18 protein-coding genes and 1 pseudogene are annotated in these 17,552 nt (G+C 63.1%); 12 read left to right on the forward strand and 7 right to left on the reverse strand.

Features of this window, described 5'->3' with window-relative positions; all coding sequences use genetic code 11:
• Positions 1–314: 314 nt before the first annotated feature.
• Genes ATN38_RS17785 through ATN38_RS17800 form a run of 4 tightly spaced genes read left to right on the forward strand, consistent with a single transcriptional unit; the run spans position 315 to position 3,813 of the window.
• The gene (locus tag ATN38_RS17785) at positions 315–695 is read left to right on the forward strand and encodes a helix-turn-helix transcriptional regulator (RefSeq protein ID WP_003944657.1); all 381 of its coding nucleotides are present in this window, start codon (positions 315–317) and stop codon (positions 693–695) included.
• Complete coding sequence (locus ATN38_RS17790; protein ID WP_003944623.1) at positions 688–2,640, forward strand: cation-translocating P-type ATPase; 1,953 nt, start codon at positions 688–690, stop codon at positions 2,638–2,640. Before ATN38_RS17785 ends, ATN38_RS17790 begins: the two co-directional genes overlap by 8 nt.
• Positions 2,637–3,161 carry a signal peptidase II gene (gene lspA / locus ATN38_RS17795; protein ID WP_011133466.1) on the forward strand — a complete coding sequence of 175 codons (525 nt, stop codon included), beginning with the start codon at positions 2,637–2,639 and terminating at the stop codon, positions 3,159–3,161. Before ATN38_RS17790 ends, lspA begins: the two co-directional genes overlap by 4 nt.
• 49 nt (positions 3,162–3,210) lie before the next feature.
• Entirely contained in the window at positions 3,211–3,813 is a 603-nt protein-coding gene (locus ATN38_RS17800) for a cadmium resistance transporter (RefSeq protein ID WP_003944587.1), read from the forward strand.
• A gap of 362 nt (positions 3,814–4,175) precedes the next feature.
• Here ATN38_RS17800 and ATN38_RS17805 read toward each other — a convergent pair whose 3' ends face one another.
• From ATN38_RS17805 to ATN38_RS17830, 6 genes are all read right to left on the reverse strand, one after another.
• On the reverse strand, positions 4,176–5,543 hold the full coding sequence (locus ATN38_RS17805) for a rhodanese-like domain-containing protein (protein WP_003944677.1): 1,368 nt from the start codon (positions 5,541–5,543) through the stop codon (positions 4,176–4,178).
• Between the two features lie 53 nt (positions 5,544–5,596).
• A complete protein-coding gene (locus tag ATN38_RS17810; RefSeq protein WP_003944639.1) occupies positions 5,597–5,866 on the reverse strand; it encodes a metal-sensitive transcriptional regulator in 270 nt (89 codons plus the stop codon).
• 78 nt (positions 5,867–5,944) lie between these two features.
• A complete protein-coding gene (locus tag ATN38_RS17815; RefSeq protein WP_003944622.1) occupies positions 5,945–6,718 on the reverse strand; it encodes a sulfite exporter TauE/SafE family protein in 774 nt (257 codons plus the stop codon).
• A complete protein-coding gene (locus tag ATN38_RS17820) occupies positions 6,718–7,134 on the reverse strand; it encodes a DUF302 domain-containing protein (protein ID WP_011133463.1) in 417 nt (138 codons plus the stop codon). The genes ATN38_RS17815 and ATN38_RS17820 overlap by 1 nt, the downstream gene beginning before the upstream one ends.
• A 44-nt stretch (positions 7,135–7,178) precedes the next feature.
• Positions 7,179–7,430 carry a YgaP-like transmembrane domain gene (locus ATN38_RS17825; protein ID WP_003944652.1) on the reverse strand — a complete coding sequence of 84 codons (252 nt, stop codon included), beginning with the start codon at positions 7,428–7,430 and terminating at the stop codon, positions 7,179–7,181.
• A 26-nt stretch (positions 7,431–7,456) separates the two neighbouring features.
• On the reverse strand, positions 7,457–9,613 hold the full coding sequence (locus ATN38_RS17830; protein WP_037131615.1) for an MMPL family transporter: 2,157 nt from the start codon (positions 9,611–9,613) through the stop codon (positions 7,457–7,459).
• Positions 9,614–10,157: 544 nt separating this feature from the next.
• On the opposite strand from ATN38_RS17830, the pseudogene ATN38_RS32835 reads away from it, so the two are divergent.
• The 3 genes and pseudogenes from ATN38_RS32835 to ATN38_RS17840 form a co-directional block, all read left to right on the forward strand.
• Positions 10,158–10,544: pseudogene (locus tag ATN38_RS32835) on the forward strand (HAD-IC family P-type ATPase); the annotation flags it as partial.
• A 56-nt stretch (positions 10,545–10,600) separates the two neighbouring features.
• On the forward strand, positions 10,601–11,026 hold the full coding sequence (locus ATN38_RS32840; RefSeq protein WP_087503898.1) for a DUF3703 domain-containing protein: 426 nt from the start codon (positions 10,601–10,603) through the stop codon (positions 11,024–11,026).
• A complete protein-coding gene (locus ATN38_RS17840; RefSeq protein ID WP_003944633.1) occupies positions 11,013–11,351 on the forward strand; it encodes a hypothetical protein in 339 nt (112 codons plus the stop codon). Before ATN38_RS32840 ends, ATN38_RS17840 begins: the two co-directional genes overlap by 14 nt.
• Positions 11,352–11,715: 364 nt before the next feature.
• On the opposite strand, the gene ATN38_RS33215 is transcribed toward ATN38_RS17840, so the two are convergent.
• Positions 11,716–12,081, reverse strand: coding sequence for a DUF4229 domain-containing protein (locus ATN38_RS33215; protein WP_019747393.1), 366 nt, complete (start codon positions 12,079–12,081; stop codon positions 11,716–11,718).
• Between the two features lie 128 nt (positions 12,082–12,209).
• On the opposite strand from ATN38_RS33215, the gene ATN38_RS17850 reads away from it, so the two are divergent.
• The 5 genes from ATN38_RS17850 to lnt all read left to right on the forward strand — a co-directional run bounded on the left by ATN38_RS17850 (position 12,210) and on the right by lnt (position 17,518).
• On the forward strand, positions 12,210–12,848 hold the full coding sequence (locus tag ATN38_RS17850) for a TlpA disulfide reductase family protein (RefSeq protein WP_003944602.1): 639 nt from the start codon (positions 12,210–12,212) through the stop codon (positions 12,846–12,848).
• Positions 12,845–13,489, forward strand: a complete 645-nt coding sequence (locus ATN38_RS17855) for a TlpA disulfide reductase family protein (RefSeq protein WP_003944594.1) — start codon at positions 12,845–12,847, stop codon at positions 13,487–13,489. The genes ATN38_RS17850 and ATN38_RS17855 overlap by 4 nt, the downstream gene beginning before the upstream one ends.
• Entirely contained in the window at positions 13,486–14,292 is an 807-nt protein-coding gene (locus ATN38_RS17860) for a cytochrome c biogenesis CcdA family protein (RefSeq protein WP_003944619.1), read from the forward strand. Before ATN38_RS17855 ends, ATN38_RS17860 begins: the two co-directional genes overlap by 4 nt.
• 101 nt (positions 14,293–14,393) lie before the next feature.
• A complete protein-coding gene (locus ATN38_RS17865; protein ID WP_229757318.1) occupies positions 14,394–15,920 on the forward strand; it encodes a cytochrome c biogenesis protein ResB in 1,527 nt (508 codons plus the stop codon).
• A complete protein-coding gene (gene lnt, locus ATN38_RS17870) occupies positions 15,917–17,518 on the forward strand; it encodes an apolipoprotein N-acyltransferase (protein WP_003944595.1) in 1,602 nt (533 codons plus the stop codon). The genes ATN38_RS17865 and lnt overlap by 4 nt, the downstream gene beginning before the upstream one ends.
• Positions 17,519–17,552 lie beyond the last annotated feature (34 nt).

Below are 17,552 nucleotides of genomic sequence, written 5' to 3' on the forward strand. Positions count from 1 at the left end.
GGAATGTCCATTATGGATGACGTTCGGGAACCGCAGGTGACTCGGACCGCTCGTCGTCGCGCTGACGGCGAACGCTCAGAAGGAGGTGTGAAATGAACCCACTGGAGATGTTGTGCGACTGGCTGTGTCGAGCGATGGGTCCTTGCTGTCCCCCCATGTGATGCCGTGGCGAGCAACTCGGAATCTACCGATGTCACTTCGCCGTTCCTGGTGAGGTACGTCGGCCGGCCACCGTTCGGCTGGCGTACCGCATTCACTTCCAAGTCCGGTGCATCACCCTTCCTCGAATCGCCCTACATTGCTATCATCGTTTTATGACGATGAATAACGAGTCGGGATGCCTCGCTGCAACCGGCAGCGGGTCCAGTCTGGATGCGGCAGTGGCACTGTTCCACAGTCTCTCGGATGGCACCCGGTTGTCGATCGTGCGCCGTCTCGCCGAAGGAGAAGCGCGGGTTGCGGATTTGATCGGTGAACTCGGCCTCGCCCAGTCGACGGTGTCCGCACATGTCGCATGCCTACGTGATTGCGGTCTGGTCGACGGCAGACCAGAAGGTCGGCAGGTGTTCTACTCGCTGGCCCGACCGGAGTTGATGGACCTACTCGCCTCGGCGGAGACGCTGCTTGCCGCGACAGGGAACGCGGTTGCCCTGTGCCCGAATTACGGCACCGACACCGGAGATAGCCGTGAGTGACGCGTGCGGCTGCGGCCACGACGAACCCCGCGCCGAGGGCGAGGAAGAACACGAGATCGAAAAGTGGTGGCAGGTTACCGAGATCCGGGCGGCCGCAGCAGCGGGCGTGCTGCTGATCGCGGCCCTGACAGTCCGGCTGGCCGGCGGGCCTGATGCTCTCGGGATCGGCTTCGAAGCGGGCGCGCTGATCATTGCCGGCTACACCTTCGTCCCGTCCACTCTCACACGCCTGGCCAAGGGCAAGATCGGCGTCGGCACCCTGATGACGATCGCGGCCGTCGGCGCGGTACTGCTCGGCGAGGTCGGCGAAGCAGCCATGCTCGCATTCTTGTTCGCGATCAGCGAGGGACTCGAAGAGTATGCCGTCACCCGCACTCGCCGTGGCCTGCGCGCCCTGCTGTCCCTGGTCCCGGACACCGCGACAGTGCTCCGCGGCGGCCGGGAGGAAACCGTCCCGCCCTCGGAGCTCGAGCTCGGTGAGGTCATGATCGTCAAGCCCGGGGAACGGATCGCCACCGACGGCATCATTCGCAGCGGGCGCACCGCCCTGGATACCTCCGCGATCACCGGAGAGTCGATGCCCGTCGAAGCCGGTCCCGGCGACGAGGTGTTCGCCGGGTCGATCAACGGCACCGGCGTCCTCGAAGTCGAGGTCACCGCAGATGCGCAGGACAATTCGCTGGCCAAGATCGTGCGGATCGTCGAGGCCGAGCAGTCCCGCAAGGGCGAGGCGCAACGCCTCGCCGACAAGATCGCCAAGCCGCTGGTTCCGGGCGTGATGATCGTCGCCGCGGCTATCGCCGCGGTCGGTAGCATGCTCGGTGATCCGCTGGTGTGGATCGAACGAGCCCTGGTGGTACTGGTCGCCGCGTCGCCGTGCGCGCTGGCCATCGCGATCCCCGTCACCGTTGTCGCCGCAATCGGCGCAGCATCCAAGCTCGGCGTCCTGGTCAAGGGCGGCGCTGCCCTCGAAGCGCTCGGCCGGATCCGCACCGTCGCGTTGGACAAGACCGGCACCCTTACCCGCAACCAACCCGCCGTGATCGACGTCGCGACCGCGAACGGCGCCGACCGCGGGGACGTTCTCGCGGTGGCCGCAGCGTTGGAAGCGCGTAGCGAGCACCCTCTCGCTCGCGCGATTCTCGCCGCCGTCGAGGACTATGTGCCTGCCGACGACGTGGACGCGGTCACAGGGGCGGGCTTGACCGGCTACATCGACGGCATACCTGTGCGCCTCGGTCGACCGGGCTGGATCGACCCGGGTCCGCTGGCAGGGGATATCGAGCGGATGCAGCATGCCGGCGCCACTGCGGTGCTGATCGAGCGCGCCGGAACGGTCATCGGGGCGGTCGCCGTCCGTGACGAGCTCCGACCGGAAGCACGTGAGGTGGTTGCCGGGCTACGACGCGGCGGGTACACCGTCGCGATGCTCACCGGCGACAACGAACGCACCGCCCAAGCGCTGGCCGCCGACGTCGGCATCGACGACGTGCACGCCGACCTGCGCCCGGAGGACAAGGCACGGATCGTGGAAACCTTGCGTGCGCGCCGCCCGACGGCAATGGTCGGGGACGGTGTCAACGACGCCCCCGCCCTGGCCACCGCCGACTTGGGCATTGCCATGGGCGCGATGGGATCCGACGTGGCCATCGAGACCGCCGATGTTGCTCTGATGGGCGAAGACCTGCGGCACCTGCCGCAGGCGTTGGCGCACGCGCGCCGCTCCCGGACCATCATGCTGCAGAACGTCGGACTGTCGCTGGCGATCATCACCGTCCTGATGCCGTTGGCCTTGTTCGGGGTCCTCGGCCTGGCCGCCGTGGTCCTGGTGCACGAGGTCGCTGAGATCGTGGTCATCGCCAACGGTGTCCGGGCCGGCCGCGCGCAAGCCTTCCCCACCGGATCGGTACCCGCACCGGCGGGGAAGGTCGAGGCCCGCACGTGAGCGAATTAGCGGCTCGATCAATCCGCACAGGTAGCACGCGGCGGGTGATTCTCGTGGTCGTCGGTCTCGCTCTCATCGCGATCGCACTGTCGGCCGAACCCGTTGCGCGCCGTACCCTTTCCGGTGCACGCACCGTCGATATGGGATTGCTGCAACTGAAGTTGGCGTACAACAGCGGTGTCGCGTTCAGCATCGGCCAACAGCTTCCGGCCTGGATCATCCTCGCGGTCACCGCCGCCATCACTCTCGGCGTCGGAATTTACGCCTGGCGCACCGTCCCCACCGCTTCACTGGTGGGGACGGTGGGTTGGTCGGCGATCCTCGCCGGAGCTGCCGCCAACGTGATCGATCGTGCCGTCGACGGAAAGGTCACCGACTATTTCCACACCGGCTGGTGGCCCACCTTCAACCTCGCCGACACCTACATCACCTGCGGCGTCGTGCTGCTCGTCGCATCACTGATCTTTGAGTCCACCCACGACCCGGCCGATCCCCCGCCCGCACAGGAGAGTTCGAAATGACAGCAATACCCGAGATCAGGCCGCGCCGCGGCAGCCGCCGGATGCGAGGATGATCGGCACCATCGCCGCGGCGGTAGCGATGTTCGCCGGCACCAACATCGACGACATCGTCGTACTGACCGTCCTGTTCGTCGCCTCCGCCAGTCAAGGACGGCCGCGGGCATGGCAGATCGTTGCCGGCCAGTACCTCGGCCTGATCACCCTCGTCGCGATCAGTGTGGTCGCCGCCCTCGGGTTGGTGATCGTGCCCGAGGACTGGGTTGGACTACTCGGATTACTTCCCCTGTCGCTAGGAATCTGGGGACTGATCCAGGGCTTACGCAGCGACGGAGACGGTGAACCCGTAGTGGTCGCGGCCGGGACGATCAGCGTCGCCGCCATCACCATCGCCAACGGCGCCGACAACATCGCCGTCTACACCCCGGTCTTCCGCACTCTCGGTGCGCCCCAGACCATCGTTACCATCGCCGTGTTCCTGATCTGTGTCGGACTCTGGTGCGCCGCCGGCAGAATGCTCGGCACCCACAAGAAGGTCATCGACACCCTCGAGCGCGTCGAGCACTGGCTCGTGCCCACAGTCTTCATCGGGCTGGGCGTCATCATCCTGCTCGAATCCGGTGTGATCGGCCGCCTGATCGCCGCCGCGGCATGACCGACACTGCTGGCACGGTGGCACCTTGATCCGTCCCGGCTCCTCGCGGTCGCCGGGGCACGCGGATGTCTGCGACTCCGCGCACCGCATCCCGGCCGGAACCGTGCATGGCGCGTCACAACGGTCCGGCCACCGAAGCAAAGGCGAGCGGAAGATCCAGTGCGAATTGGCAGAACGACAAACTCGGACGGCGCCCGAATGATCGTTGGACCAGCGGTGGCCGCCTTCTCGGACGTCGGCACGGGCAGGGGTTGGGCTTCCTGCCCTCTGTCGGAATTATCCGATGGCCGTTTGCTGAAATCGGGGAGATCAGCCCCGTGAACCACTCGCATCGTGCGGCTTGCGCAGCGGCGGCGCATTCGTCAGGCGGGCGATGTGTGGAGGCCGAGCTGCACGGCATGCTCGTAGTCATCGTCGATGAGGACCACTGTGCGGTGTTCGCGGTCGAGAAGTGAAGCGGCGATCGATGCGCGGTAACCGGATGCGCAGTGCACCCACACTTCGGCCGCGGAAACTTCCTCGAGTCGGTGTGGTAGCTCGTGGAGGGGGATGTTCACGGCACCAGGAAGGTGGCTGTCCGCGTACTCGGACTGTTGACGCGCATCGAGGACGCTTATCTCACGTTCGCCGGTGGCCGCCGCGAGTCCGGCGAAGTCGGATACATCGTAGGAGCGGACCTTTCCGTCGCCGACGAGCGAGTGAATCTCACCGACGGCGGATCCGGAGGGACTGTCGATGCCGATCCGAGCCAGCTCGCGGGTCGCCTCGGCGATCTGGTCGGTTGTTTCACCGATCAGCGTCAACGGCACGCCCCACTGATAAAGCCATCCGAGATAGGTGACGAAGCTGGTCGACAGTTCGAACCCGAGAGAGCCATCGACGTGGCCGGCGGCGAAAGCGGTGCGTGCTCGTAGGTCAACGACCCATTGCCCGGCGTCGATGCGGCGACGTAGTTCGTCTGGATCGACGGGCTCGGGCATGGACAGGTCGATCGGGGCCGGCCCTTTGGTGTTGATGACGCCCATATGGGCGTAGTACGCGGGATATGCAGACAGGCCCGCGATCAGCTCGTCGACATAGGTGTGTTCGTCCTGAGTCAGTGCGGGGTTGGACTGCTGCTGTTCACCGATGGTGGATGAGTCCCCGCTGGTCGGAGTTGCGGCACAGAAGCTACCGAACCCATGTGTGGGGTAGACCTCCACCTCAGCGGCCAGTTCGGCCGCGATACGGCGGACCGAATGGTACTGCGCGTGGGTCAGTTCATCAGTGTGCTCGGAGCCGAGCAGGTCAGTGCGCCCGGTGGACCCGTAGAGCATGGAGCCGCCGGTGAAGATTGCGATCGGCTCGCCGCGCCGGTGCAGAACGTAACTGACGTGGTGATGAGTATGCCCTGGGGTGTGCATGACCTCGAACGTCGTCGATCCCGCGTCGACGACATCGCCGTCGACGACTGCTCGGCGCTCGTATTCGACCGGATCGCCGTCCGGGACGACGTATTCGGCACCCGTGGCGCGCGCAAGTTCCAGGCCGCCAGTGACGTAGTCGTTGTGGATGTGAGTTTCCAGCACGTGGGTGATGACAGCGTTCTTTTCTGCTGCCAGCGCCCGGACGCGGTCGATGTCGCGTTGTGGATCGATCACCACGGCGATACCGTCGTGGCTGATCAGATAGCTGCGGTCGCCGAGGCTGGAAGTTTCAATGATGGCGATGTCCGGGTCGGTCGTGCTCATGGGGAGCTCCTACATGTTGTCGGTCGGCCTCGTTCCTGATGTGAAGCGGGCGTTCAGGCCAGCGCCAGGAAGAGCTTTTCCAGTTCTGCTTCGGTCATGGGTTCTTTGTTGTCTGCCGCTTCGCCTGTCATGCACTCTCGGAGACCGGTAGCGACGATCTTGAAGCCAGCTTTGTCGAGGGCCCTGGAAACAGCGGCGAGCTGGGTGACAACGTCTTTGCAATCGCGTCCGTTCTCGATCATGCCGATCACTCCCGAGAGTTGGCCGTGTGCGCGGCGGAGGCGGTTGAGGACCAATGCGATGCTGTCTTCGTCGCCGATCATGGGGTCTCCTTCAGATGCATGATGATGCCAGAAATTGCCAGATTACCCCCGGGGGCATCCAACGGGGTGCACGGTAGATCATCCGAGAACGAGAGTGTCGATGAGGACGTAACCTGCCACGACAAACACCAGGTAGGCGAACCACTGCCGAAGTGAGTCCGTGGCGATGCGTGTACCGAATCGTCCGGCCACCAACGAACCCGCAATGGCTGAACCTGCGAACGCTGCCGTCAAGGGCCAGTTTCCACCTAGGCCGTCGGCCTGAGCGATGAGTCCGGCGGCGGAGTTGGCGACGATGACCACCAAAGAGGTTCCGACGGCGACACTCATCTCGATTCCCAGCAGCAGAACCAATGCGGGGATGATCAAGAAGCCCCCGCCGACGCCGAACAGTCCGGTAAGGACACCGACGCCGAATCCGGTCGGTATGGACCGAGGTGCGCATCGGCGCCAGTTGATCCCGGAATTGCTCGTCCTGCAGGCGGTTCCGGGATTGTCGGGGCTGCGCAGCATGCGTGCCCCCGCGAGGATCATGACGATCGCAAAGCCGATCATCACGGCAGTTTCAGGTAGATGCTTGCCAAGGGCAGTGCCGGCCAGGGTGCCGAGGACTCCGGTGGCGGCGAAGATTGCCGCGAGTCGCCATTCGATGAGCCGCGCCCGCACCTTGGAGATGACCCCGACCGCGGAGGCGACACCGATCACCAACAGCGAAGTCGGTATCGCCTCCGGCAGGGGGAACCCGAGAGCGTACACGAGGATCGGGACAGCGAGGATCGATCCACCGCCTCCGAGGAGACCGAGCAGGATTCCGACGGTGAGGCCGAGCGCCAGCGCCAGGGTCAACGTCATCAACTGCGCACTGCATCCCGACTGCCGAGCGTGTCCAGGGCGGCTTGGAGTTTGGTGGTGGCCTCGGCCGCGACATCTGACAGTGCTGGTTCGCCCGTCACTTGGACCATGAGGTCCGGGTTCATCGCCTCGACGATGACCGATCCGGCGGTGGTGTCGGCACGGACGACGACGTTGCAGGGCAGTAGCAGGCCGATCTCACGCACGATTCCTACGGCGCGGTGTGCAAGCGTGGGATTGCACGCGCCTAGGATCAGATACTTCTCCATGTCTGTGCCAAGTTTGGCTTTCAGGGTGGCCTGCATGTCAATTTCGGTCAGCACACCGAAGCCTTGCTCGGACAGTGCTGCTTTGGTGGCGGTGACCGCCGTCTCGAAGTCGGTGTCGGTCAAGGTGGTCGAGAGTGCGATGGTCATGGTGGAGAATTCCTTCCGTTCGTCGAACTGCGGCAATTGTGTGCCTATCCGCTTCGGGGGTGGCGAAGACTTGGTACGCCCGCTCTGGTGAGAAGCGCACTTGCCGGGCACCAGCCGACCGCGGCGTAGAGGGCGAGGTTCGCGGCGGCGAAGGCGCTGAGCAGCCTCCACCGTGGTGCGTGGAGTTCGCCGAGGGTCAGGCCCGTCGCGGTGACGCCGGCGGCCAGTGCGGGGACGATACGTTCGATCGGCCACCCGGCAGACGTGCTCGAATGCGTGATGTTCGGATCGGTCATGATTCCTCCGTGAGGTGTTGTAATGGTCAGTGCGAGAAGCGGATCGACGGCAACATTCTGCGCAGCCAGCCCGGTGCCCACCATGCAGCGTGACCGCTCAGCCGGAGCAGGACCGGGAGCAGGATCAGCCTGATCAGGAAGGCGTCGAGCAACACCGCGACGCCGAGGATGATGCCCATTTCCTTGGGTGGGAGCGGATCGGAGAGCGCGAAGGTGAAGAACACGGCGACCATGACCGCCGCAGCGGCGAAGATGACGCGTCCGGAGTGCGCGAGGCCGTCGACCTGAGCAGCCTTCGGGTCCCCGGTCTTCTCGTAGTGTTCTTTCGCGGTGGCGAGCAGGAACACGGTGTAGTCCATGGCGATGGCAAAGATCATCGCGAAGAAGAACACCGGCCCCCAGCCGTCGAGGAAACCTTGAGGGGTGAAGCCGAGCAGCGACGATCCGTGTCCGTCTTGGAAGATCAGCTTCGCAACCCCGAACGCTGCGGCGGTCGACAGCAAACTGACGGCGGTGCCGAGGATCGCGATCAGTGGTACCTGCAGAGCGACGAGCAGCAGGATGAAGCCGAGGGCGAGGATGATCCCGATAACCAACGGTAGGTAGTCGTTCAGGGCTTGCTGCAGGTCGAGGTTCTCCGCTGGCGCGCCGCCGACGAGCGCGGACTCCGGTAGTTGTGCGCGTAGGTCACCGAGGATCGTGCCCATGGCCTCTGCGGAAGGGTCCACGGCAGGAAACGCTTGCAGCAGTGTGTAGTTCGAATCGTCTGTTGATGGTGTGGGCGGGGTGACCATCGAGATCCCGTCGACGCTGCTCGCTGCCGCGGCGGTAGCAGCCGCATCGGAAGACGGGACAACTATCTGCAGCGCGCCGGGTGCCCCGTCACCGAACTGGGCCTGAACCAACTCGTAACCTTGCCGAACGGGCGCATCGTCGGGAACGACAGCGATGGACGGCATTGCCACCTTCAGTCCCAGGACAGGTAAGGCCAGGGCGACGAGGATGCCGACGGAGACCAGCGCGAACGGCCATGGGTACTTGTGAAGCAATTCGCCCCACGCAGCGAACTTCGGGGATCGGTGCTGTTGGCGTTTCGCGTAAGGCAGGGATGCTGCGTTGACCTTGGGGCCGAGTGCGCCCAGCGTGGCCGGAAGAAGTGTCATGGTGGCGATCAGAACGAACGTGACGGCCAGCATGATGCCTACGGCCATGGTGCGCACGGCCGGTGCGGGAACGAGCAGCACTGCCGAGAGGCTGACCAGGACGGTAAGTCCGGACAGGAGCACCGCTTTGCCTGCGGTGTCCATGGTTTCGGCAACGGCTGCTCGTGGATCGGCCGTACGGAGGGCGTCGCGGAAGCGGGCGACGATGAACAAGGCGTAGTCGATGCCGAGAGCGAGGGCGAACATCATCGCGAAATTCATCGCCCATACCGAGATCGGTGTGACCTCGTTGAGCAGCACCAAACCGCCGGCGGAGGCGACGAGTCCGGCCACTGTGAGCAACAGCGGCAGCCCGGCAGCGACGAGGGAGCCGAATGCGAGCACCATGATCGCCAAAGTGACTGGCCAAGAGAATAGTTCAGCCTGAATCATCGCATCGTGGTTGGCTTTGTTGAAGTCGGACCACAACGCGGAGGATCCGGTGGGATAGACCTCGATACCGTCGCCGGAGAGTGCGGTCAGCTCGTCTTTGACATCGTCGACGGCTTTGACCATGTCGTCCGCGTTTGCGTTGGCGCCGGCGATGAGGATGCCGGTGTGGCCGTCGGGGCTGATGGTCATACCAGGCTGTGGGGCGATGACGGCACCGAACCGGGTGTCACCGTCGAACACAGCTGTGACGTCGATGAGTCTCTGCTGCACGGTGGGATCGTCGATCGACGCGGTGTCCGAATGGACCACCACCTGAACCGCGGCCGAGGAGTTCCCGCCGAAATGCTGTTGCGCGAGTTCACGGACCTGGACCGATTCGGATCCGTTGGCTTGCCACCCAGCACCCGCCAGTGACGAAAAAACCGACGGCGCTGCAGATCCGAGCGCGACAAGCGCGATCAGCCAGACACCGAACACCCATCGGCGGCGTGCGACCATCGCGCTTCCCAGGCGTCCGAGTATGCCGGGTGTAGATACGCGATCACGATCGTCACGACCGGTGGCCGTCACGGTGTCGGGCACAGACATAACTTCTCCTAAAATACGGGCTGGGGTATTCAAATGAGCGAGCTAGACCTCGGTAAACCTGACCCAATTGGAAGGTTAGGCCCTTGCACTCGCGACCGGGATTGGCGGCGAAACAGCGATCGCGAGGCGCTGGCGCCGATCGATAGGACCAACGGTCTCAGCAGAGCAGGTGCACTGCCGAGGCCGTGAAACATCCTTCGTGACGTCGTCGACATGTCGATCGCAACCTGCCCACGCGATCTTGTCGCATATCGGGCACGGGACGGGGTAACACATAGACAGTCCTTTCTGACGAGCGTCTACCCACTGTTGCATATACCCAGGGGGGTATGCAAGTACCCCTGGGGGTATACGCTCGGGTAGGCCGTTCGCTCCTCTCGGGCGCCCACCCGAGGGGGTGGGCCGTCCGGGTCGTCGAGTGCCCAGGCGAGGTACCGCTTTCTGGGTAGCCGACGCACACGTCGGCGCATCCGTCGAGACGACTCAGTCCGGGTGCGGCGGCCACGCCATCGGTGAGAGGTCTCGGGAACTCGTGGCGTGGATCGAGCGCGCCGGAACCGTCATCGGGGCAGTCGCCGTACGAGACGAGCTCCGACCGGAAGCACATGAGGTGATCGCCGGGCTACGACGCGGCGGGTACACCGTCGCGATGCTCACCGGCGACAACGAACGCACCGCCCAGGCGCTGGCCGCCGACGTCGGGATCGACGACGTGCACGCCGACCTGCGCCCGGAGGACAAGGCACGGATCGTGGAAACCTTGCGTGCGAACCGCCCGACGGCAATGGTCGGGGACGGTGTCAACGACGCCCCCGCCCTGGCCACCGCCGACTTGGGCATTGCCATGGGCGCGATGGGTTCCGACGTGGCCATCGAGACCGCCGATGTTGCTCTGATGGGCGAAGACCTGCAGCACCTGCCGCCGGCTCTGCATCCGATGAACCGAATGCTCGCACAATTGCGCAGTGTCTACACGAAGCGCATCGCTTGCACGACCGACACAGCGCCGTCGCGTTTCGGCCCGCAAAGAGGACCGCAGCCGGCCGCACCAGCGATGACACCCAGCGTTGGCATCACCTCGAACGCACACATGTCCTCTCCCAGCCCTGTCCATGGCCACACAAACCACCTCGCCATGCTCCCCTGGCCTTACATCAGCGTGACTGCCGCGAAGCCGTCGGGCAGGTTCTTCGCATCATCGTCGTCGCCGCCCCGGGATCCGCACTGGGCCGCTATCCGGAGGGCAACACCGAACGAACTCGTGCCGGTCTTATGACACCGATGCCGATACCTGACGATCTTGCCGAGAAAATGCAGACCTACCAGTCCTGGGTTTCGTTTACCGCGAGCTGTCCTGCACTGCCGCATACTCGAAACCACACGCCGACGGAGGAACACCATGATGCACCTTGAAATTTTGCAAGTCCCGGACTGCCCGAACGTGCAGCTCCTCGAACAACGGATCGAGCACGTTCTCGCGGAGGAGTCCATCGATTGGGAACTGCGCCACGTAATCGTCGACGATCCTCGATCCGCAAGGCTTGCGGGCATGACCGGATCGCCGACGTTGCTCGTCGACGGCCGCGATCCGTTTGCCGAACCGGACCAGGTCCCCAACGTGTCATGCAGGCTCTATCGAGATTCCACGGGCGAGGTCGGTGGCGCTCCTACCGTTGCTGCACTGAGGGGTGCGTTCGGTATGGCTGCGCCCACAGCTGATGTAGAGGGCGATGAGTGAAAGTATCGGCCACCCACCGGTGGTCCCAACAGGGTCGTCTCCAGCAGCAGCCCCGGGGTTCCTCACAAGGGCGAGCTGACTCAACGGTCCTCCGTACTGCGCCTGCTCGAGTCTCGTCCGCCTGATCCCGCAGCTTGTACCGATTCCGAAACTCGAGACCACCACGGATACCGCCGACTCCGCACCTGATCCCGTCACCTGACATCTTCATCCCAATGCCAATCAATGCATGATCGCGCGCCCTCGGCATCACCCAGGAAGGCAGCTTTGAGCGGTCATACGTCCAAAAAAGACAGGTTGTGGCACCGATGCTGGGCATTTTCGTTACTGGAGCTTTCACGCGCACCTAACCGGAGGGAACCCTTCACCGGGTGCGCATTGCACGCCGTTTTTCATCTACGACCATCACTTCTTCATTGATCCGGCGGCGCAATGACCGGAACGCGATCGCAGAGATGGCGAATCCGAGCAGCACCGCCCCGAACAGTGCTAACACACCGGGGATTTCGAGTTCGAGTATGGCGTTGATTCCCATGATGATCACTGCGAGGCCGGCGATCAGGGCGAGTCGAACCGCGGTGTAGTACATCACCAGACGCACGAGCTTTGACCGTGCTACACGGTTGATCCGCGCCACGCGCGTCTGCGGTGCTTGATGGGCACCCAGTGCCGCAATTTCTGGGCTGACTGGTGGATTGATACGGCCCTTCGGAGCGGACTGGCGTTTCACGATGCTCGATTCTCGGGTTCGGATCCCGCCTCTGGTTGGCGGGGGCGACAGAACGAACCATATGTCTACTATGCACAATAGTAGTTCAGTGTTGTCCCGGTTCACCGCACCACGCTTGGAGGAAGTGCATGCAGGCACAGTCTCGGTGGTTCCTGCTCTTCCTGGTTGTGATCGGTCTTCTCGTCGTGGCGATCTGGCCTCGATCAACGTCAACCGAGACCCATTCCTCGACCCGGCCTCAAGTGCCTCCGGCCGCCCAGGCAGATGAAGATCGCGTCGACTCGGGGTTTTCCTCGAAGTCCGCGGCAGCAGCGGTTCCCTGTCCTGTGGCCCCGGCAGTACCGCCCGCTGGAGGAGAACTCCTGGGAATCAAAGCGACGTGTCTTGGCGAGAATACTGTGGTCGACCTCGGTGCAGCGCTGTCCGGGGAGCCGACCCTGATCAACCTCTGGGCCTCGTGGTGCGGGCCGTGCCGATCGGAAATCCCGGTCCTGAATGACTATGCAGGTACTCCGGGCTCCATCCGAGTAGTCGGGATCAACGTCCAGGACGACATGTCCACAGCACTAGCGCTTCTCACCGCTGCAGGCGTGCACTATCCCTCGTTCGCTGCGGTCGACGACATCGGAATTGCGCTATCGGCGCCGCCAGTTCTGCCGCTGAGCTTTCTCGTCCAACAAGACGGGTCCGTCGAACAGATTACAACCCCCATGGTTTTCGAAAACACTGACCAAATACGCTCCGCTGTAAGTGAGTTGATGAAATGAATGCCCCCGCACTCCCTCGCAAATCGAGACAACGCGTACTCGGAAAACCGACCCGCATCCTCCCACTGGTCGCTATTCTCACTGCGATCGTCGTCGCCGCGAGTGGATGTGCAACCGGCACCGATGCAGTCGCTTCGGGTGCGAATTTCGATTTCGTGTCACCGGGAGGACAAACCGATATTTTGTACGACCCGCCCGAATCGCGAAACATGATCGGTGTATTGGCCGGACCTGACCTCATGGCCGACGGTAGCGATATTTCACTCACTGATTACGCCGGTCAGGTCGTCGTGATCAATCTGTGGGGGCAATGGTGCGCCCCGTGCCGGTCCGAGGCCGACGATCTCGAGCGCGCGTACGAAGCAACCGAAAGTCTCGGTGTTCAGTTTCTCGGGATCAACGTTCGAGATCCTCAACGAGACAAGGCCCAGGACTTCGTCGTCGACAACAACGTCAGCTACCCCTCGATCTACGACCCGTCGATGAGAACTTTGACAGCGCTCGGCGGAAACTATCCGACAAGCGTGATTCCCTCCACCTTGGTGTTGGATCGCAGACAGCGCGTCGCCGCTGTGTTTCTTCGCGCACTTCTCACCGAGGATCTGCAACCGGTCATCGAGCGCGTGGCGGCCGAGCGGTGAACGAACTCGCCCAAGGTGTCGGCTCCAGCTTCCAGACCGCCGCCGCGAGCGGCCCGTTACTGCTCGCCGTAGCAGCGTGCATTCTGGCCGGTCTGGTGTCGTTCGCATCGCCGTGTGTGGTGCCGCTCGTTCCCGGATATCTGTCGTATCTGGCCGGCATTTCCGGAGCTGATTCTCCAGCGGTGACCCGTGGCGACGAGACCTCGGAACCTGCAGGCAGATGGCGGGTTACCGGCGCGGCAACGATGTTCGTTGCCGGATTCACCGTGGTGTTCGTTCTCGCCACCGCGTCGGTGTTCGGGGTGATCGGAACCCTGCGCATCAACGAAGACCTGCTCCAACGGGTGGGTGGTGTGATCACCATCGTGATGGGGTTGACCTTCATCGGCTTGATTCCTGCCTTGCAGAAAGACACACGGTTCGCCCCGCGGCGTATCTCCTCCCTTGCCGGCGCGCCCTTGTTGGGGGGCGTGTTCGCGTTGGGTTGGACACCATGTCTCGGCCCCACCCTCGCCGGAGTTATTTCGGTGGCGGCCGGAACTGAAGGCACGACAGCAGCGCGGGGCGTGATACTGATTGTCGCCTACTGTCTGGGATTGGGACTGCCGTTCATCGTGCTTGCGTTCGGGTCGGCGAAAGCTCTCCGCGGCGTCGGGTGGCTCAAACGCCATTCACGGACGATTCAGATCGTCGGCGGAATAATGCTCGTCGCTGTCGGGCTCGCACTGGTCACCGGCGTGTGGGGCATGTTCGTCGGCTGGTTACGCAACGAATTCGTCAGTTCGGTCGTGCTGCCGATATGACAGATAACGCCACCGCGGGAGGTCGCATCCGCCGCCTACCGAGACTGATTATCCGAGAAAGCGTTCGACTACTGCGCCACAATTGGCGCCGGTTGACGTCGATGAGCACCGCGCTCGTGCTCCTGTTCCTCTTGGCACTCGCAGCACTTCCCGGTGCTATGTTGCCTCAGCGAAATCTCAACGTACAGAAAGTTTCCCAGTACATCGCGGCGCAGCCAACCCTCGGCCCGCTATTCGACAAGCTGGAGTTGTTCGACGTCTTTTCCAGCTTCTGGTTCACTGCGATCTACGTCCTGCTGTTTCTCTCTCTCATCGGCTGTCTTGTTCCACGCCTGCAGGCGCATCTCGGCGCGCTTCGGAGCCAACCTGTACGAGCACCTCGGAATCTGTCCAGGTTGCCGCACCATTTCCACGGCGTAGTTGACATCTCGCATGACGAGGCCCTCACCAGAGTGCGGCAGTCGCTCAAGGGCTGGCGGGTAGCCGTCAGGTCCGAAAAGGATTCCGAGGTATCGGTTTCCGCGGAAAAGGGGTATCTGCGTGAGGCCGGGAATCTGGTGTTCCACTTCTCGCTGATCGGGTTGCTCGTCACCGTCGCGATCGGCAAGTTGGTGGGGTACGAGGGTTCGGTGATCGTCATTGCCGACGGCGGCCCCGGTTTCTGTAATACGTCACCTGCCGTGTACGACTCGTTCCGCGCGGGAAGTGCTACTGACGGCACGGGTCTCGCGCCCTTTTGCATCAAGGTCAACGACTTTTCCGCAGATTATCTCGATACTGGTCAGGCCGAAATGTTCACCTCCAACATTTCGTATCAGAGCGGGCAGGATATCGCGACCAATACCTGGAAAGACTATCGTCTTCGGGTCAACGAACCGCTGCGTACCGACGGTGCCCGTGTTTATCTGACCGGCCATGGGTACGCGCCGCAGTTCACCGTCACTTTTCCCGACGGACAGTCCCGTACCGAGACGATGCAGTTTCAACCGGACGATGCGGTCACGTTCCTGAGCAGTGGGGCGTTGCGGTTCGATCCGCCAGGTGGATCGTTTCCGAATCCGGACGAGCGCCGGAAGAATCAGATCGCCATCGAGGGACTCTTCGCGCCGACCGCTTCCTTCAGCGGGACGCTTCTGACTTCGTCGTTTCCCGATGCGCGTGACCCTGCGGTCGCGATCGACATCTACAAGGGCGATACGGGTCTGGACACCGGCATCCCGCAATCGATCTTCTCGTTGAACAAGGAAATGATCAACCAAGGAAGGCTGGTCAAACAAGATCGTGTGAACCTCCGCCCTGGAGAGACGCGGACTCTCACCGATGGAACACAGGTTCGGTTCGACGGCGCAAAGGAATTCGCCAATTTGCAGGTGTCGTACGACCCTGTGCAACAGTGGGTTCTCGTTTTTGCGGTCACGATGATGCTCGGACTTCTGATCTCGCTCGTGATCAGGAGGCGACGGATGTGGGTCCGTCTACGCCCGGGGGCGGGACCAGAGCAGGTTGATCTCGAACTCGGCGGATTGGCGAGGACCGATCATGCCGGGTGGGGCGGCGAATTCGACGACCTTCGCGAGAAGTTGGTGGCAGATCAGCGAAGTTCTCCGCCGATGAGAGTGAGCATGTGAAGGTCCCTTCCCTCGAATGTGCACTTGTCAGCGACGGTCACACTGATTCAGGCCCCAAAGATGTCCGGCCCGCGCGGCGCAGCGGCGGAATTGCTCTGCGTTTCGCGTTTTCGGTGGGCGCTGGATGGCTGCTGTTTCTCAGCTTCCCGCCGCGCACGCTGTGGTTTCTCGCACCTGTCGCCATCGCCCTGCTGACGGTTGTTCTCCGGGGGCGAAGTCTCCGGGCAGGTTTCGGATTCGGCTATGCGGCGGGGCTGGGCTTCTTCATGCCCTTGCTTCCGTGGGTCGGGGCGTACGTGGGTCCGATCCCGTGGTTGGCGTTGGCGTCGATAGAAGCGGTCGCATTCGGAGTGTTCGGCGTCCTGGCAGTGGCGGTCGGTCGCGCTCCGCTCTACCCGGTGTGGATTGCGGGCGCATGGGTAACCACAGAAGCGCTTCGTAGTCGAGTTCCGTTCGGCGGTTTCCCTTGGGGGCGTTTAGCTTTCGGGCAAGCAGACAGTCCGTTGCTACCGTTGACGGCGATAGCCGGGGCACCAGGGTTGTCCTTTGTGACCGCGCTGACCGGAACTCTCCTTGCCTGGTCCCTGGCCGGAACCTCCCGTGTTCGATGGCAGGCATTGATGAAGGGTGGAACGGCCATCGTCCTCGTGTTCGTGAGTGCCTTCGTGGTGAGTTCTCCTGAAGTAACCCCGGACGAAGTCGTCACGGCGACCGTCGTTCAAGGTAATGTGCCGCGCCTGGGCCTGGATTTCAACGCCCAACGCCGAGCGGTGCTCGACAATCATGTTGCCCGCACCGAACAACTCGCAGCTGAGGTCACAGCGGGCCGAGCAGCCCGGCCACGACTTGTCATCTGGCCCGAAAACGCTTCGGATATAGATCCTTTGACGAATCGGGATGCGGCGGATCGACTGGACCGAGCAGCCCGTTCTATCGGCGCCCCGATCCTGGTCGGTACGGTCCTGCAGGGCGAGCCAGGAACATCGATCAACAGTGCCATGGTCTGGGATCCGACGGACGGCCCTGGGCAGCAACACATCAAACGGCAGCTTGTGCCCTTCGGGGAGTACCTGCCGCTCCGATCGATCGTTCGTGCAGTGTCGTCGTATGCCGATGCAGCAGGCAATTTCATTGCCGGGAACGGGAACGGCGTCGTCGACCTCAACGGCGTCCACATAGCTGTTGCCACCTGCTACGAGGTGGCCTTCGACGATCTGGTGACCGAGTCCGTCAAGGCAGGAGCCACCGTCATCGCGGTTCCCACCAACAACGCGACCTTCGGCCGGACCGAGATGACCTTTCAGCAGCTGGCCATGTCGCGGGTGCGGGCGGTCGAACACGGCCGCAGTGTGCTGATCGCAGCAACCAGCGGTGTCAGCGCAATCATCACGCCAACGGGTGTGGTGCGTCAACAGAGCGAGATCTTCACAGCACAAGCATTGACCGACGAGATCGCCGTTCGCTCCGATCTCACGTTGGCAACACGTGTGGGTTCGATTCCGGAACTCGCGTTGTCTGCGATCGTGCTTTCTCTCGCCACTTCGGCACTCTTCAGAGGCATGTACCGGGTTCGGCGGGGTGAAAGAACGAGAACATGAATTACTATGCATGATAGTAATTCAGTGTCGGTGC

The organism is Rhodococcus sp. FH8, assembly GCF_019266085.1.
GTDB classification, from domain to species: Bacteria; Actinomycetota; Actinomycetes; order Mycobacteriales; family Mycobacteriaceae; genus Rhodococcus_F; species Rhodococcus_F qingshengii.

Coding starts and splice junctions, on each gene's coding strand:
- ATN38_RS17855 (WP_003944594.1), top strand. CDS start 12,845: ATGAATGCCCCCGCACTCCCTCGCAAATCGAGACAACGCGTACTCGGA.
- ATN38_RS17810 (WP_003944639.1), bottom strand. CDS start 5,866: ATGATCGGCGACGAAGACAGCATCGCATTGGTCCTCAACCGCCTCCGC.
- ATN38_RS17800 (WP_003944587.1), top strand. CDS start 3,211: ATGATCGGCACCATCGCCGCGGCGGTAGCGATGTTCGCCGGCACCAAC.
- ATN38_RS17805 (WP_003944677.1), bottom strand. CDS start 5,543: ATGAGCACGACCGACCCGGACATCGCCATCATTGAAACTTCCAGCCTC.
- ATN38_RS17840 (WP_003944633.1), top strand. CDS start 11,013: ATGATGCACCTTGAAATTTTGCAAGTCCCGGACTGCCCGAACGTGCAG.
- ATN38_RS17785 (WP_003944657.1), top strand. CDS start 315: ATGACGATGAATAACGAGTCGGGATGCCTCGCTGCAACCGGCAGCGGG.
- ATN38_RS17820 (WP_011133463.1), bottom strand. CDS start 7,134: ATGACCATCGCACTCTCGACCACCTTGACCGACACCGACTTCGAGACG.
- ATN38_RS17815 (WP_003944622.1), bottom strand. CDS start 6,718: ATGACGTTGACCCTGGCGCTGGCGCTCGGCCTCACCGTCGGAATCCTG.
- ATN38_RS17850 (WP_003944602.1), top strand. CDS start 12,210: ATGCAGGCACAGTCTCGGTGGTTCCTGCTCTTCCTGGTTGTGATCGGT.
- ATN38_RS17830 (WP_037131615.1), bottom strand. CDS start 9,613: ATGTCTGTGCCCGACACCGTGACGGCCACCGGTCGTGACGATCGTGAT.
- ATN38_RS17865 (WP_229757318.1), top strand. CDS start 14,394: ATGAGCACCGCGCTCGTGCTCCTGTTCCTCTTGGCACTCGCAGCACTT.
- ATN38_RS17825 (WP_003944652.1), bottom strand. CDS start 7,430: ATGACCGATCCGAACATCACGCATTCGAGCACGTCTGCCGGGTGGCCG.